Source organism: Leucobacter sp. L43 (assembly GCF_016597785.1).
GTDB classification, from domain to species: Bacteria; Actinomycetota; Actinomycetes; order Actinomycetales; family Microbacteriaceae; genus Leucobacter; species Leucobacter alluvii.
Genome location: NZ_JAENJG010000003.1, coordinates 468,134 through 483,281, shown reverse-complemented (window position 1 = coordinate 483,281; position 15,148 = coordinate 468,134). Strand labels below are relative to the sequence as shown.

At 68.8% G+C, this 15,148-nt stretch carries 13 protein-coding genes; 4 read left to right on the top strand and 9 right to left on the bottom strand.

The window, feature by feature from the left end; translation table 11 throughout:
- The first annotated feature begins 37 nt into the window (after window positions 1-37).
- Window positions 38-529 carry a DUF4307 domain-containing protein gene (locus JE033_RS14180; protein ID WP_336661701.1) on the top strand — a complete coding sequence of 164 codons (492 nt, stop codon included), beginning with the start codon at window positions 38-40 and terminating at the stop codon, window positions 527-529.
- Between the two features lie 165 nt (window positions 530-694).
- Window positions 695-1,180: a transcription elongation factor GreA gene (greA, locus tag JE033_RS14175; protein WP_090151660.1), complete on the top strand. Its 486-nt coding sequence runs from the start codon at window positions 695-697 to the stop codon at window positions 1,178-1,180.
- Between the two features lie 64 nt (window positions 1,181-1,244).
- Here the strand turns inward: greA and JE033_RS14170 are convergent, their stop codons facing one another.
- Together JE033_RS14170 and JE033_RS14165 are read right to left on the bottom strand one after the other, a co-directional pair.
- Complete coding sequence (locus JE033_RS14170; RefSeq protein ID WP_200332485.1) at window positions 1,245-2,657, bottom strand: APC family permease; 1,413 nt, start codon at window positions 2,655-2,657, stop codon at window positions 1,245-1,247.
- A gap of 27 nt (window positions 2,658-2,684) precedes the next feature.
- Window positions 2,685-4,400, bottom strand: a complete 1,716-nt coding sequence (locus tag JE033_RS14165) for an amidohydrolase (protein ID WP_200332482.1) — start codon at window positions 4,398-4,400, stop codon at window positions 2,685-2,687.
- A gap of 332 nt (window positions 4,401-4,732) precedes the next feature.
- On the opposite strand from JE033_RS14165, the gene JE033_RS14160 reads away from it, so the two are divergent.
- The gene (locus tag JE033_RS14160; protein ID WP_200332480.1) at window positions 4,733-5,332 is read left to right on the top strand and encodes a TetR/AcrR family transcriptional regulator; all 600 of its coding nucleotides are present in this window, start codon (window positions 4,733-4,735) and stop codon (window positions 5,330-5,332) included.
- 259 nt (window positions 5,333-5,591) lie between these two features.
- On the opposite strand, the gene ilvA is transcribed toward JE033_RS14160, so the two are convergent.
- The 5 genes from ilvA to JE033_RS14135 are packed head-to-tail and all read right to left on the bottom strand — an operon-like array spanning window position 5,592 to window position 11,197.
- A complete protein-coding gene (gene ilvA, locus JE033_RS14155) occupies window positions 5,592-6,863 on the bottom strand; it encodes a threonine ammonia-lyase (RefSeq protein WP_090151674.1) in 1,272 nt (423 codons plus the stop codon).
- The gene (locus tag JE033_RS14150) at window positions 6,860-8,056 is read right to left on the bottom strand and encodes an AI-2E family transporter (RefSeq protein ID WP_200332477.1); all 1,197 of its coding nucleotides are present in this window, start codon (window positions 8,054-8,056) and stop codon (window positions 6,860-6,862) included. Before JE033_RS14150 ends, ilvA begins: the two co-directional genes overlap by 4 nt.
- Before the next feature lie 35 nt (window positions 8,057-8,091).
- Entirely contained in the window at window positions 8,092-9,507 is a 1,416-nt protein-coding gene (locus tag JE033_RS14145) for an aldehyde dehydrogenase family protein (protein ID WP_200332475.1), read from the bottom strand.
- A 23-nt stretch (window positions 9,508-9,530) separates the two neighbouring features.
- Window positions 9,531-9,827: a hypothetical protein gene (locus tag JE033_RS14140; protein WP_090151685.1), complete on the bottom strand. Its 297-nt coding sequence runs from the start codon at window positions 9,825-9,827 to the stop codon at window positions 9,531-9,533.
- Entirely contained in the window at window positions 9,824-11,197 is a 1,374-nt protein-coding gene (locus tag JE033_RS14135; protein ID WP_200332473.1) for an inorganic phosphate transporter, read from the bottom strand. The genes JE033_RS14140 and JE033_RS14135 overlap by 4 nt, the downstream gene beginning before the upstream one ends.
- A 264-nt stretch (window positions 11,198-11,461) precedes the next feature.
- Here JE033_RS14135 and JE033_RS14130 point away from each other — a divergent pair, with 264 nt between their 5' ends.
- Complete coding sequence (locus JE033_RS14130; RefSeq protein ID WP_200332471.1) at window positions 11,462-11,737, top strand: mycoredoxin; 276 nt, start codon at window positions 11,462-11,464, stop codon at window positions 11,735-11,737.
- A 31-nt stretch (window positions 11,738-11,768) separates the two neighbouring features.
- On the opposite strand, the gene JE033_RS14125 is transcribed toward JE033_RS14130, so the two are convergent.
- Both JE033_RS14125 and JE033_RS14120 read right to left on the bottom strand, forming a co-directional pair.
- Window positions 11,769-12,806: a 6-phosphofructokinase gene (locus tag JE033_RS14125; RefSeq protein ID WP_200332469.1), complete on the bottom strand. Its 1,038-nt coding sequence runs from the start codon at window positions 12,804-12,806 to the stop codon at window positions 11,769-11,771.
- A 172-nt stretch (window positions 12,807-12,978) separates the two neighbouring features.
- On the bottom strand, window positions 12,979-15,138 hold the full coding sequence (locus JE033_RS14120) for a DEAD/DEAH box helicase (protein ID WP_200332467.1): 2,160 nt from the start codon (window positions 15,136-15,138) through the stop codon (window positions 12,979-12,981).
- Window positions 15,139-15,148: the final 10 nt, after the last annotated feature.

Genomic DNA, 15,148 nt, shown 5'->3' with positions numbered 1-15,148 from the left:
GAAGATTCAGTTTACCCAGCGCAGATCGGAGCTTGCCGTGCCGCAGGCCGATATCTCCTCCGGAGGCACCTCGGGCGCCCCCGTCGCCACGCCGGCCGCTGCGCTCGCCCGCCCGACCGACGCGCGGCAGTCGCTCGAGGATCGCTACGGCACCGGACGCAGGGCCAGCTTCGACCGCCGCTTCGCCTGGACGGCCGCGGCCCTCCTCGTCGCCGCCGGCATCGCCTTCCTCGTGTTCAGCGGTTGGCAGCAGCCGAACCGCGTGGCGTTCCAAGACATCGGGTACACGAAGAACGGCGACACCAGCCTCGATATGAAGTTTCAGGTGACGACTGAACCGAACACGCCGGTGGCCTGCGCCGTCGAGGCGCTGAACACCTCGAAGGCGACCGTCGGCTGGAAGATCGTGGAGCTGCCGGTGACGGACCAGCAGTCGCACACCGTGACGGCGAGGGTCGTCGTCACGAACCCCGCGACGGCCGCTTCAGTGCGCGACTGCTGGGTGATCGAGGAGCCGGCGGCGAGCTGAGTCCGCGCACTCAACGCGGTGCATCGCTGTCCCAGTCAACCCCTGGGCGCCGATCTGACACCCGGACCGCGCCCTGGTAGCCTGGGGGTTCGCGCCCTGCATGGTTCAGGGCGCTCTCTTGTATCTCGGGCGCGTTTGCGCATTAATTCTGAAACGAGGATCGTCATGGCCGAGCCCACCCAGACCTGGCTGACCCAGGAAGCTTACGACCGGCTCAAGGGTGAGCTGGAGCAGCTCTCCGTGGCCGGCCGCAAGGAGATCGCCGCGCGCATCGAGGCGGCGCGCGAGGAGGGCGACCTCAAGGAGAACGGCGGCTATCACGCGGCGAAGGACGAGCAGGGCAAGATGGAGGCCCGGATTCGCGACCTCGAGGAGTTGCTCAAGCACGTCGTCGTCGGGGAGGCTCCTGAGGCGAGCGGCGTCGTCGAGGTCGGCACGGTCGTGACCGCGACGATCTTCGGAGATGAAGAGCGCTTCCTGCTCGGCAATCGCGAGCTCGCCAATGGCTCCGACCTCGACGTGTACAGCGCCGAGAGCCCCCTCGGCGCTGCGATTCTCGGCCGCAAGGTCGGCGAAGAGGTCAGCTACTCGGCCCCCTCCGGCAAAGAGATCGCCGTGAAGATCGTCGCAGTCGACACCTACGCGGGCTGATCCGGCGCAGCGCTGAAGATCAGCACCATACTTCCGGGGCGGGGCCGCATCAGCGGCCTCGCCCTCACTCGTACATCGAGATGTTGATCGGCCCCGTGAGATCGGGCGCCGGCGCCCGCAGGCCCCGCGTCTTCACCAGCAGGTAGACGATGCCGAGCGCCAACCAGATGCCGCCGATGATCATGGAGATCGAGTCGAGGCTCAGCCACAGCCACACGTTGATCGCGACGCCGACGGCGGGAACGGCGACGAACGTGACCCAGGCTCCCGCCGTGCGCCGCTTCAGGAAGCGGAAGAACACGAAGATCACGGAGAGGTTCACGAACGTGAACGCGATGAAGGCGCCGAAGTTGATCATCGACGCAGCCTGATCGAGGTCGACAAACAGCGCCGTGAGCGCGACCAGCGCGACGATCAGCACGTTGACGACGGGGACGCCGGTGCGCGGGTTCACGGTGCCGAAGAGCCGGCGCGGCAGCGCACCGTCGCGGCCCATCGCGTAGAGCAGGCGGGCAGCACTCATCTGCTGCGTGATCCCGCACCCGAGCACGGCCATCATGTACCCGCCGACGAAGATCGCCTGGAATGCGGCCCCGCCGATGTACTTCGCGATCTCGGGCGACGCGCCCACGATATCGGCGAGCTGCGTCACGTCGGGGAACAGCGTCTGCATCACGTAGGTGACCGTGATGAAGAACGCACCGGCGACCGCGATGATGATGAAGATGGCGCGGGGAATGTCGCGCTCGGGCTTCTCCGCCTCCTCCGCGAGGGTCGAGACCGCGTCGAAGCCGAGGAACGACAGGGCGAGGATCGCGGCTCCCGCGGCGATCGCGGCGCCCTGCACGTCGCTCGAGATGAACGGGCGAGCGGTGAACTCCGCCCCGTTCGCTCCGTTCACGATATTGATGATCGTGAGCACGACGAAGACGACGGCGACGACGAGCTGAATGCTGACGAGGATCACGTTCATGCTCGCCGCGAGCTTCACTCCGACGAGGTTGAGCACCGTGCAGATCGCGACGGTGAGCAGCACCCACACCCAGAAGGGCACCCCCGGAATCACCGCGGTCATGTAGATCGCGGAGAGGATGGCGTTGATCATCGGCAGCAACAGGTAGTCGAGCGTCGCGACCCATCCCACGAGAAAGCCCAGGTGCGCGTTGATGGCCTCCTTGGCGTAGGTGTAGGCGGATCCTGCGATCGGGAAGAACCGGACCATGCGCGAGTAGCTGAAGGCGGTGAAGAGCACCGCGATCATCACGACCAGGTAGGCGAGCGGGACGTGGCCGCTCGTGACATCGGCCACGATTCCGAACATGTCGAAGACTGCGAGCGGCGCCATGTAGGCCAGGCCGATGAAGACCAGGTGGCGCAGCTTCAGGGTGCGCTTGAGGGAGCCGCTTTCGCCTGCGACCTCGTGGGCGAGACGTTCGTCGCCGACGGCGACTGCTGAGTGGGATGGCATCGTTGACATCTGGGGTCCTCTATTCGGTGTGCTGAATCAGTGGGTGTGCGTGTGAGCGCTCGCCGCGGGCTCGGAGCAGACCTGCCCGGCGCCGGCCGGATCGGTCGCCAGTGCGGCCGCAGCAGCACCGCCGAGTTCGCCACGGGCATCGTGGATCGCAGCACCGCCGACCACGGTCAGGTCGGCCCGCTGCTCGAGCAGTTCGGCGGGCTCCATCGCGTAGAGATCGCCCGACCAGACGACGACATCGGCGAGCGCTCCGACGCGCAGTGCGCCGACATCGTGCTCGCGGTGGAAGGCCTCCGCGCCGCCCAGGGTGTACGCGCGCAGCGCGCGGTCGAGATCGAGCCGCTCCCCGAGGGTCCAGGCATCGCCCCCGTCGAGGCGGGCGCGGGTCATAGCGCTGTACAGGCCGATCAAGGGATCCATCTCGCCCACCTGCCAGTCGCTGGAGAACGTCACGCGCGCGCCGGAATCGAGCATGGACTTGAAGCGCCACGCGCGATCCCAACGCGATTCGCCCACGTTCTCCATCCAGGTGCCGGCCACCAGGTCGGGTGACGCGTGCCGCGGCTGCATGGCGGCGACGACGCCGAGGTCGGCGAATCGCGGGAGATCCTGGGGCGCGAGGCACTCGACGTGCACGATGCCGTGGCGGGTGTCGAGCCGTCCGTTCGCGCGCTGGGCGGCCTCGATCGAATCGAGCGTCAGCCGGATCCCCCAGTCGCCGGTGGCATGGGTGTGCACCTGGTAGCCGAGCCGATCGAGTTCGACGAAGAGCTTCGTGAACTCCGTCGGTTCGAGGCTCGGATGCCCTCGGTGGCCCGGGCGGTTGGCGTAGTCCTCGAGCATCGCGGCGGTGTGCGGTTCGATGACGTCGTCGGCGTACAGCTTCACGGGGCCGAGCGTGAAGCGCTCGTGCTGCGGCGTCTCGCGGATGGCCTCGGTGATGCGCGCGCGGAAGTCGCCGTCGGCGCCGACCGGGTGGTAGATGGCGGCCGTGGTGCGGCTCGTGAGCTTGCCCTCGCGTTCGGCGCGGGCGAAGAGGTCGAGTTCTGCGAGGGGCACCTGCGGCTCGACCACCGAGGTGATGCCGGATCGCGCAGCCATCTCCAGGCTGTTCGTGATCTTGCGGTAGCGCCGGTCGGGCGAGTACATCGGAATGTCGCGCTGGAGCTCGGCCAGACCGTCGATGGTCATCGCGCTCGTGTAGAAGTCGGTGACCCACCCGGTGGGCTCGCCCGTTGCGGCGTCGATCTCGGGGTTGCCCCACGCGATGTCGCCGCCGTTCAGGATGCCGAGCTTCGCGAGCGCGGGTCGGTTCAGCCACACGGAGTGCTGATCGTAGGTCGTGATGAAGACCGGGCGGTCGGTGACGCCGGTGAGGTCATCGGCCCGGGGGCGGCGGCCCTCGACCACGGAGTACAGGGCGTTCTCCGCGCAGATCCAGTCGAGCTCTGGGTGCGTTTCGGCGAACTCGGCGATGCGCGCACGCACGACGTCGAGGCTCTGCACCTGATCGAGGCTGACCGCGAGGTCGTCGAAGCCCAGCAGCAGATGGTTGTGCGTATCGGCGACACCCGGCGTGAGCAGGCGCCCTTCGAGCTGCACGACGCGGCGAGCGGCGGGAGCGTCCGCCGCGGAACCGACGTACGAGATGCGATCACCGGTCACGCCGACCGCTTCGGCCCAGGGCTGCGCGGGATCGAAGGTGCGGATGCTCCCACCGGTAAACAGGGTGTCGACGGCCATGTCAGCTCCTCGGCGCTCGGCTCGACGGCGATCCGCCGAGTTCTTTTACTCAAGAGTAAATTAATTCACTCGTTTGTCAAATAATGCTGCTGTGCCGTCGGATGGATCCGACACCCAGCCGGCCCGACACCCAGCCGGCCGGCACTCAGCCGGCGCGACACCCAGCCCGCCGCGCCGGCAGCCGGGTCACTTTCGGAGGGTGTAGCTCCCCCGATCCCCCGCAACACGCTCCGCAACTGACCCGCCTCGGGCGAGGCGCGAGGAACGGACGGGCCGCGGCCCGCGCGCCCGCCCGCCCGCTCGCCCGCGCCTCGGCTGGCATACTGGCAGGCATGGCCCGACCGAGCACCCAGCAGCAGCGCCGCAAAGAGGTCGTCGATGCAGCGCTCGCGGCCGCCGCGCAGCACGGGCTCCGCAGCCTGTCGCTCACGGACGTCGCGAACCAGGCCGGCGTGACCCGCGGCGCACTGCTGTACTACTACGACGACCTCGACGCGATCCTCGTCGAGGCGCACGCCGCCGGCATGGAGCGCGTGGGAGCCGAGCGCGCCGCCCTCGTCGCGCGGGAGGTCGGCGCCCCCGCCAAGCTCGCGGTCGCCATCACGGCCGGCTTGCCGACCGGCCCCGACGACGCCCTGATGAGCCTGCTCTACGAATTCGACGTGCTGGGCGGCAAATCACCGCTGCACGACGAGCTCGTGCAGCGGCTCTACGGGGAGCAGTTCGCGCTCTACCGGGAGATCCTGGCAGAGGGCGTGGAAGCGGGCGACTTCTCGCTCACCGGCCCGCTCGACGACATCGCGATGAACCTCGTAGCGCTCGAAGACGCCTACGGATTGCACATCACCGGGGGCGGCAGCATCACGGTCGCCGACGCACGACGCGCGATCGCGCTGTATGCGCAGCAGGCCGGCGCCCCACTCCCGTCTTGATGCCGCGCTCCACCCCGCGCTTCACTCCGTGGGCTGCCGCCGTGGGCGGCACCGAGCGCTCCGGCGCCACGCAACGCGTGTCGCTTCAGTAGCGATCCACCCCGCGCTCCACTCCGTGGGCTGCCGCCGTGGGCGGCACCGAGCGCTCCGGCGCCACGCAACGCGTGCCGCTTCAGTAGCGCTCCACCCCGCGCTTCACTCCGTGGGCTGCCGCCGTGGGCGGCACCGAGCGATCCGGCGCCACGCAACGCGTGTCGCTTCAGTAGCGCTCGCCCACCCGCACGATGTAGCCGGCGTCGCGCAGGGCCTGGGCGACGATCTCCCCGTGGTCGTGACCGCGCGTCTCGATGTGGAGTTCGAGCTCCACCTCGCTGATCGGCAGCTCGGTCGCGTGACGGGTGTGGATCACCTCGACGACATTCGCGTTGTGCTCGGCGACGATCGACGCCGTGCGCACCAGCTGGCCGGGCACGTCGGGGAGCAGGATGCGCAGCTTGAGGTAGCGAGCCGACGCAGCCAGACCGTGGCCGATGACGCGCTGCAGCAGCAGCGGGTCGATGTTGCCGCCCGAGAGGATCACCGCGGTGGGTCCGCTGACCCGCGCCTTCCCGGCGAGCATCGCGGCCACACCGGCGGCTCCGGCGGGCTCGACGACCATCTTGGCGCGTTCGAGCAGCACGACGATGGCTCGAGCGATGTCGTCGTCGCTCACCGTGACGACTTCGTCGACGTAGTCGCGCACGTACTCGAAGGTGCGGTCGCCCGGGCGCGCGACGGCGATGCCATCGGCGATCGTCGGCTTCGTGAGGATCGTGACCGGCTCTCCGGCGTCGAGCGACGCGACGAAGGGCGACGCGTTCTCCGACTGCACGCCGATGATGCGCATGGGGGTTCCGTCGCGCTCGGCCCGCAGTTTCGCCGCCGCGGCGACGCCGGAGACGAGGCCGCCGCCGCCGATCGGCACGACGATGGTCTCGATCTCCGGCGCTGAGTCGAGGATCTCCAGGGCCACGGTCCCCTGCCCGTGGATCACAGCCTCGTGGTCGAAGGGCGGGATGAACACGGCGCCAGTCTCGGCCACGAACCGCTGCGCTGCCGCGTTGGTCTCGTGGAAGGTCGCGCCTTCGAGCACCACCTCGGCCCCGTAGCCTCGGGTGGCCTGCAGCTTCGGCAGCGCGACGCCGAGCGGCGTGAAGATCGTCGCCTTGATGCCGAGCTCGCGCGCCGCGAACGCGACGCCCTGGGCATGGTTCCCGGCCGACGCGGCGACGACGCCGCGAGCGCGCTCCTCCGGCGTGAGCTGCGTGAGTCGGTAGTACGCGCCGCGCAGCTTGTACGCCCCGGTGCGCTGCAGGTTCTCGCACTTCATGTACACCGTCGGGACGTCGAGAATCTCGGCGAGATACCGCGAGCTCTCGAGCGGGGTGCGCTGCGTCACCTGGTGCACGACCTCGAGCGCGCGCTCGAAATCGGCGAGCGTGGGCGCGGGGGCCTGCACGGGAAGCACCGGTGCTGGGGTCTGCTCGGTCATGAACGTCCTTCCTTGCGTCGCATCTTGGCGACGGCTCGCGCACGATGCTTGGCGCGATGCTGCAACTGATATCTGCGGTGGTAGTCGGCCACGGGGTCGACGCCCGTCTCCCACTGCCGCTTGACGAGAACATTGACGATCGAGTTCGCTGCCGCGGCGAGAGGAACGGCGAACAGGGCGCCCGGGATGCCGGCGAGCAGAGCGCCCGTCGAGACGGCGAGCACGACGCCGAGCGGGTGCACGCGCACCGCGCTTCCCATCACCAGCGGCTGGAGCACGTGGCCCTCGATCTGATTGACGAGGATCACGACGCCGAGCATGAGCAGCGCGTTGACCGGCCCGTTGTAGACGAGGGCGACGAAGGCGGCGAGCAGGCCGGTGCTGATCGCGCCGAGGAACGGGATGAAGGATCCGAGGAAGACGAGGATCGCGATGGGGATGGCGAGAGGCACTCCCAGCACCGCAGCGCCAACGCCGATGCCGACCGCGTCGACGAAGGCGACGAAGATCTGCACCCGGACGTACTGTCCGACCGACACCCACCCGGCGCGCCCGGCCGCGTCGACCGGCGCGTGCGCGCGGGCGGGAAGGAACCCGAGGACCCAGTTCCAGATGCGACGGCCATCGATCAGCATGAAGATGAGGGAGAAGAGCGTGAGCAGGAGGCCGGCGACGAACTGGCCGGCCGACGTGGCGACGCCGAGCGCGCCGTTCCAGAGCTCCGACTGATGCTCTTGGACGGTCTTCCAGATCTGGTCGGTGAAGGCCCCGATCTCGTTGGCCGAGATGCCGAACGTGGCCTCCGCCCAGCGGAGCATCTCCCACCACACCTCCTCGGAGCGGCTCGTGACGTCGCCGAGCCCGTCGCGCAGCTGGGTGATGATCAGCGTGAGCAGCACCCAGACGAGCGCGATGAAGAGCGCGAGGGCGAACACGACGCCGAGGGAGCGCGGCAGCTTCTGCCGCTCGAACCAGTGCACGATGGGGGCGAGGAGCGCGGTGAGCAGGATCGCGACCAGCAGCGGGATGACGATGATCCGCACCTGCACGACGAGCCAGAGGAAGCCCGCGAGGGCGATGCCGATCAGTACCAGGCGCCACGACCATGCCGCCGCCACCCTCACTCCGAGGGGAAGCTCGTGCGCCGCGTCGCCTCGAGCATCGAGGTCTCGGCTGTTCTGGGGGTCTTCCACAGGGCAATCCTAGCGACGGGGCGGTTCGAAGCTGGTCATATGCCGGGTTCGCGCAGCTTGCCGAGCCACCGACGCACCAGCGCATCCTTCCGCGACGTGAACGGCGGCATGATCGTCGAGGAGAGCGTGTCCGGGGTGAGCGGTTTTGCGAGCACGGCTTTCTCATGGCTGAAGGCGCGGAACGACCGTTCGCCGTGATACGCGCCCATGCCGCTCTCACCGACCCCGCCGAAGGGCAGCTCGGGGACGACCAGGTGCAGCGCCGGTGCGTCGAAGCCGAGCGCGCCCGAGCTCGTCTCGCGCTCCCACCGCCGCCGCACTGCGGTGTGCTCGCTGAACACGTAAGCCGCGAGCGGTTTCTGGCGGCCGGCGACGAATGCCAGCGCGTCGTCGAGCCCGGAGACCTCGACGAGGGGAAGGATCGGCCCGAAGATCTCGTCCCGCATCACCGCCGCCGTTCGCTCGACGCCGACGAGAACCGTCGGGGCGATGAATCTCCGTGCGGCATCGTACGCTCCGCCGAGTACGATCTCGCCGTCATCGAGGTAGGCGACGAGTCGGTCGAACTGGGCGGCGTTGACGATGCGTCCGTAGTCCGGGTTCTTCTCGGGAGCGCTCCCGTAGAGATCGTGCACGGCTTCCGCGAGCAGTGGAGCGAGTGCTCGGAGCACCTCCGGGCGTCCGAGCACGTAGTCGGGTGCGACGCACGTCTGACCGGCGTTCATGAACTTTCCCCAGGCGATCCGACGCGCCGCGAGGTGCAGCGGCACCGTCCCGTCGACGTACACCGGGGATTTGCCGCCGAGCTCGAGCGTCACCGGCGTGAGGTGCTCGGCCGCGGCGCGCGCCACGACGCGGCCGACGCGGGCGTTGCCCGTGTAGAAGATGTGGTCGAATCGCTCGGCGAGCAAAGCCGTCGTCTCGGGCACCGCCCCCTCGATGACGGCGACGGCGCGTCGGTCCAGCACGTCGGGCACGAGGCGCGCGATCAGCGCCGAGGTCGCGGGAGCGAGCTCGCTCGGTTTGATGACGACCGAGTTGCCCGCGGCGAGTGCGCCGACGACGGGCGACAGGGCGAGCATCAGCGGGTAGTTCCAGGGGGCGATCACGAGCACGACTCCGAGCGGCTCAGGCACGATGCGCGCGGAGGCGGGCTGCACGGCGAGGGGGACGCGCACGCGTCTCGGCCGCATCCAGCGGGAGAGGTGCGCGAGGGCGTGATCGATCTCGGAGACGAGGAAGCCGATCTCGGTGAGCTGGGCTTCCGTGCCCGATTTGCCGAGATCAGAACGCAGTGCCGCCTCGAAGTCTGCGCCGCGATCCTGCAGCAGCGCCCGGAGGCGCATGAGTTGCTCGCGACGCCACACCTCGGGGCGCGTGATGCCTCGTGAGAAGCTGTGCCGCAGCCCGGCGACGATCATCGGAATCCGGTCGAGTGCGGTCGCAGTCATGCGGTCACACTACTCCGGACGGCTTACCAGAAGTGCAGCGCCGGGATGATGAGGAAGATGCCGACGAGCACGACGAGCACGGAGAGCCCGAAGCAGATGTTCGCGAGCACGGTCGCCCAGGTGGGGCGACCGGCAGCGTCGACGTCGTCGTCCTCATCGTCGCGCGAGGGGCCGTTCGGCGCGACCGAGCCGTCGGCCAGCCGGGGCGCGGGCGCGGGGGTCGCGAGGAACCTCAGTCCGAGCGAGTACAGCGAGACCACGAAGAGCGCCGAGACGAGCGCCGCCCCGAAGACGATGATGAATGCCATCCAGTCGATCATCGGTCGCCCTCCTGCTGCTGCTGCTGCGCTCGGGCGGTCGGGATCGGCCCGTACCCGCCGGGCATCGCGTCGCCCGCGCGCTCGGCTTCAAGAGCTGCTTGACGTGCAGCTTCGCGCGCCGCTTCCTTCGCCGCCTCGTCGTCGCGGATCGCCGTCTGCGCGACGGGGCTCAACGGCTTCACCGATCCGGTCTTCGTCTTCGGCGGCTTGACCTTGCCCTTTCGAATCCGCACGGCATACCCCGATTCGGCGACGTCCGGCGCTGGGATCGCGTTGGAGTGGTCCACCTTGTTGCGGCTCGAGCGCCAGAAGATGAACAGGATGAAGGCGAGCCCGAGTACGGCATCGATGATCACGCCGATCATTCCGGTGTGCGCGATCGCGGCCGCGATGGCGCCGACGGCGCCGGAAGCCGGCAGGGTGAAGAGCCAGCCGGAGGCGATGCGGCCGACGGTGCGCCACCGCACGCTGGAGCCGCGGCGGCCGAGGCCGGAGCCGATGACGGATCCGGAAGCGACCTGGGTCGTGGAGAGCGCGAACCCGAGGTGGCTCGAGGCGAGGATCGTGGCGGCGCTGCTGGTCTCGGCGGCGAAGCCTTGCGCGGGCTTCACCTGGGTCAGACCGGCGCCGAGGGTGCGGATGATGCGCCAGCCACCCGAGTACGTGCCGATCGCGATGGCGAGCGCGCAGGCGACGACCACCCAGAGGTGGGGGCCGGTGCCGGGCTCCTGCAGGTTCGCTGCGACGAGGGTCAGCGTGATGACGCCCATCGTCTTCTGGGCGTCGTTCGTGCCGTGCGCGAGCGCGATGAGCGAGGACGATGCGATCTGCGCGTACCGGAACCGGCCGCGTCCGTCCTTCTTCCCGTCGTGGCGGCGGGTGATCGCGTAGGCCACCTTGGTCGCGGTGAACGCGACGATGCCGGCGGTGAGCGGGGCGGCGACCATCGGGATCAGGATCTTCGACAGGAACACTCCCCCGTTGATCGCCGCCACGCCGGCACCGACGATCGCCGCACCGATCAGACCGCCGAAGAGGGCGTGCGACGAGCTCGAGGGCAGGCCGTAGAGCCAGGTCACGAGGTTCCAGACGATCGCACCGATCAGCCCGGCGAAGATCAGTTCCGGAGTGATGAGCACCCCGTCGCCGCCCTCGTTGATCAGGCCGCCCGAGATGGTCTTGGCCACCTCGGTGGAGAGGAACGCCCCCACGAGATTGAGGATCGCGGCGAGCATCACCGCGGTCTTCGGCTTCAGCGCACCGGTCGCGATGGGCGTTGCCATCGCGTTCGCGGTGTCGTGGAAACCGTTCGTGAAGTCGAAGAAGAGGGCCAGTACGATGACCAGCAGCACGATGATGGTGAGTTCCACCGGCGTCTTTCGGTTCGGGGTCGGGGGGTCCTTTCGAACACCGGCGAAGTCATCTCGTGTTCACGTTCCCGTAAACCCGGGTTGGCCCGCAAGCGCCGTAATCATGGTTCCACCTCGCCCCTGGCAGGTCAAGCTGGCCCTTCCCCGTTCATGTTCCGTTCACCTGGATGTCGGAAACGGGCGCGAGCACGCCGTGAGCGAACCTCCGCCCGGCTCGGTGCGGCGACTCATGCGTCCTCATGCTTCGGCGAGTACGCTGTGCCCATGAGTACTGCGACGCTGAGCGAGTTCACCCCGGAAGCCGGCACGGTCACGATGTTCTCGACCGTGTGGTGCGGCTATTGCAAGCGCCTCAAGCTGATGCTCGACAAGACGGGCATCGGGTACACCGTGGTCGACATCGAGGACACCCCGGGAACGGAAGAGCTCGTGAAATCCGTGAACGCCGGGAACGCGGTCGTGCCGACCCTCGTCTTCCCCGACGGCTCCACGGCGACGAACCCGACGCTCAAGGACGTGCAGGAGCGACTCTCCGTCTGAGCGGTCCGCTCTCCACTCGGAGCGGAGCGCGTCACCCGAAGTTGAGGCGCGCCTCCTCGTAACGCGCCTCCGGCACGGTCTTCAAGTGGCCGACGGCCTCGGCGAGCGGCACCATCGCGATGCGATCGCCCCGCAGGCCGGCCATGGTGCCCCACTGCCCCGCTTCGGCGGCGTCGGCCGCCGCGATTCCCGTTCGGGTCGCGAGCACGCGGTCGAAGGCGGTCGGGGATCCGCCCCGCTGCACGTGCCCGAGTACTGTGGCCCGCGTCTCGATCCCCGTCCGCTGTTCGATGAGCGGAGCGAGCACCTCGGCGACGCCTCCGAGGCGCTTGCGCCCGAACCCGTCGAGCCCGTCGCGCGTGGTCTGCGCCTCGTTTCCCGCGAGTCGGAAGCCCTCGGCGACGACGACGAGTGAGGATCTGCCGCGATCGCGCACGCTCAGCACCCATTCGCTGATCTGCTCGATGGACTCGGGAAACTCGGGGACGAGGGTGACCTGCGCGCCACCGGCCATGCCGGCGTGCAATGCGATCCAGCCTACGTCGCGGCCCATCACCTCGAGCACCATGCAGCGGCGGTGGGAATCACCGGTGGTGCGGAGGCGGTCGATCGCCTCGGAGGCGATGGAGACCGCGGTGTCGAAGCCGAAGGTGTAGTCGGTGCCGCTGAGGTCGTTGTCGATCGTCTTCGGGAGGCCGATCGCGGGAATGCCGTGCTCGGTGAGGAGTTGCGCGACGGTCTGCGTGCCGTTTCCGCCGATCAGCAGGAAGGCGTCGACGCCGTACTCCTCGACGCGATCCCGGATCGCCTGGATGTCTGCCTCATCGCCGCGCCCCGACAGGAACGGCTGCACCCGGCTCGTTCCGAGAATGACGCCGCCGAGCGGAGAGATGCCGCGCACTGCTGCGCGATCGAGCGGCACGCGGTCGTCTTCGTGGAAGCCGCGCCACCCGTCCATGAATCCGACCATCTCGAAGCCGTGGACCTCGACACCGCGAAGCACTGCTCCGCGGATGGCAGCGTTCATTCCGGGGCTGTCTCCCCCTGAGCACAGGACACCGATGCGCATGCGACTCCTCATTCTGTGGCGCGCGAGTTCTGGGGCGAGCTCGCCCCGTTCCACCCTAGCTTTGGCAGGATCGAAGCGGACACCGCCATTCTCGCCAAATTTCGGCACAGAATCGGCCAGTCCAGCGCGGCCGGCCGAATCTCCGTCCGACCGCGCTGGGAACGCCTGCGAGCTAAGCGCGCGAGCGTTCCACGGCCTGCGTGAGAACGCTGATGAGCGCGATCAGCTGCACCGAATCGGCGTCCTCCGCCGGAGCTGCTGCACCGTCGAGCGCACGGGCCGCGAGACCGGCCTTGCCGTCGATGAGCTCGGCGATCTTCGCGTCGATCGTCTGGGCCGCCACGATGCGCCATGCCGTGACGGGCTCGTCCTGCCCGATGCGGTGCACGCGGTCGATGGCCTGCGTCTGCTCGGCATCCGTCCAGCTGAGCTCCGCGAGCACCACGTTCGACGAGGCCTGCAGGTTCACGCCGACGCCGGCGGCGGTCAGCGAGCAGACGGCGACCGCGACCTCCGGATCCTGGTTGAACGCGTCGATCTGCTCCTGGCGGAACGCCGCGGTCTGATCGCCGCGGATGGAGACCGTCTTGAGCCCGGCTTCTGCGAGCTGGCGCTCGACGCGATCCATCACGTCGATGTGCTTCGCGAAGAACACGACCTTGCCGACCGATCGCGCGAGCTGCGCCGCGTAGTCCGCCGCGAGCGAGGCCTTCGCCTGGCCGATCTTCCGCACCATCGTGAAGATGTTGAGGCCGTCCGCGGAGGAGTGCGATTCTTCGAGCTCCTGCGATGCGACCATGCGGATGATCGCCGCGTCATCGAGTTTCTCGCCCAGCTTGCCGCGCTTGACGATGCGGAAGCGATCGAGCAGTTTCTTCGCGAGCTGCGCCTCGGCGTCCCGGATGCCGCGGCCGAATTCGTCGTCGAGCTCGACGGGCAGGTCGACGACCCGCTTCGCGGGAAGGTCGGAGGCGACATCCATCTTGCGGCGGCGCACGATGCCCATGTCGATGACGCTCTGGCGCGCCTCGGGGTAGAACGACGAGTCCGCCGGCGTCCAGCCGTTGTTCTCGAGCTGCGCCATGAGCTCGGGCCCAGGCTTATCGCTCTCGATCCAGCCGAGGAACCGCCAGATGGCCCGGAAGTCGTCGATGTCGTTGATGAGCGGGGTACCGGTCAGGGCGATGAGCAGCGGGGACACCCCCGGGGTGCGTTCGCGGATGCGCTCCGAGATCGCGAGCACGTTGCGGGAGCGCTGCGACTGCACGTTCTTGATCATGTGCGCTTCGTCGACGACCATGCCCTTGAACCCGAAGTCGGAGATCCAGCTCAGGTGGCGATCGAGGATGTCGTAGTTCACGATGAAGACGTCGGCGAAGGCGTCGATGTCATGACCGTCGCCGTGGATCACCGTGACCCGGCGCTGCGGCGTCCACCGCTCCACTTCGCGCGCCCAGTTCATCTTCACGACATTGGGGACGACGACCAGCAGCGGATACGCATCGGCGACCGAGGCCGCGAGCACCGACTGAGCCGTCTTGCCGAGGCCCGGCTCGTCGGCGAGCAGGAAGCTGCGGTGCCCGTCGCGCACGCTGGCGAGAAAACGCGCCTGATGCGGCATGAGCTCGCGCCCGGCCGGGGCGAGGCGATCCGGCACCGGGGGTTCGGGGAGGTCCATGCACGCCGATCCGCCGCCGCCCTGCTCGAACGACTTGAGGAGGGGCCCGAGCAGCTCCCAGTTCGCGAGTCGCACGACCGGGGTCGGCTGCTTCGGCGGGGCGAGGTCGGGCTTCAAGAACGGATTCGCGAGCATGCGCGCCTCGATGCCGGCCGGCTCCACCTGACGCTCGGCGAGCTCGGGCGGCACGATCGCACGAGCGGGCTCGGGCGCTGCTTTCTCCTCTTCGGGGAGCTCGATGCCGGCCTGCGCCAGCATCTTGCGCTTCAGGAGGCGCGTCGCCTCGGTGATCGGCGCCGTCGGCTCGAGGAGGGTGATCAGACTCGTGTCGCGGGCGGCGGTCTTCGCGAGGATCGAGGCCACGCCGTCGAGCCGCTTCAGCGTCTCCGCGCGCTCGGAGTCGCTCACCTGCTCATCGGTTTTGACGCGGGCGCGTTCCTCGCGCATGAGCAGCGCGATCACATGGAACTTCGTGCGGTTCGCCGGCGTCGCCTTGCCGCGCTGAGCCGAAGCCTCGACCTCGCGGACGGCGCGTGCGAGCAGCGGGATGATGCCCTCGTTGTGCGTGTGCTTGCGGCGCCCGTTCGAGCGCGACTGGCCGCGCTGCGCGCCGCTCTTCGTCTGGGGCTGACGCGTGGCAGTGGTGGATGCCAATGGATCTCCT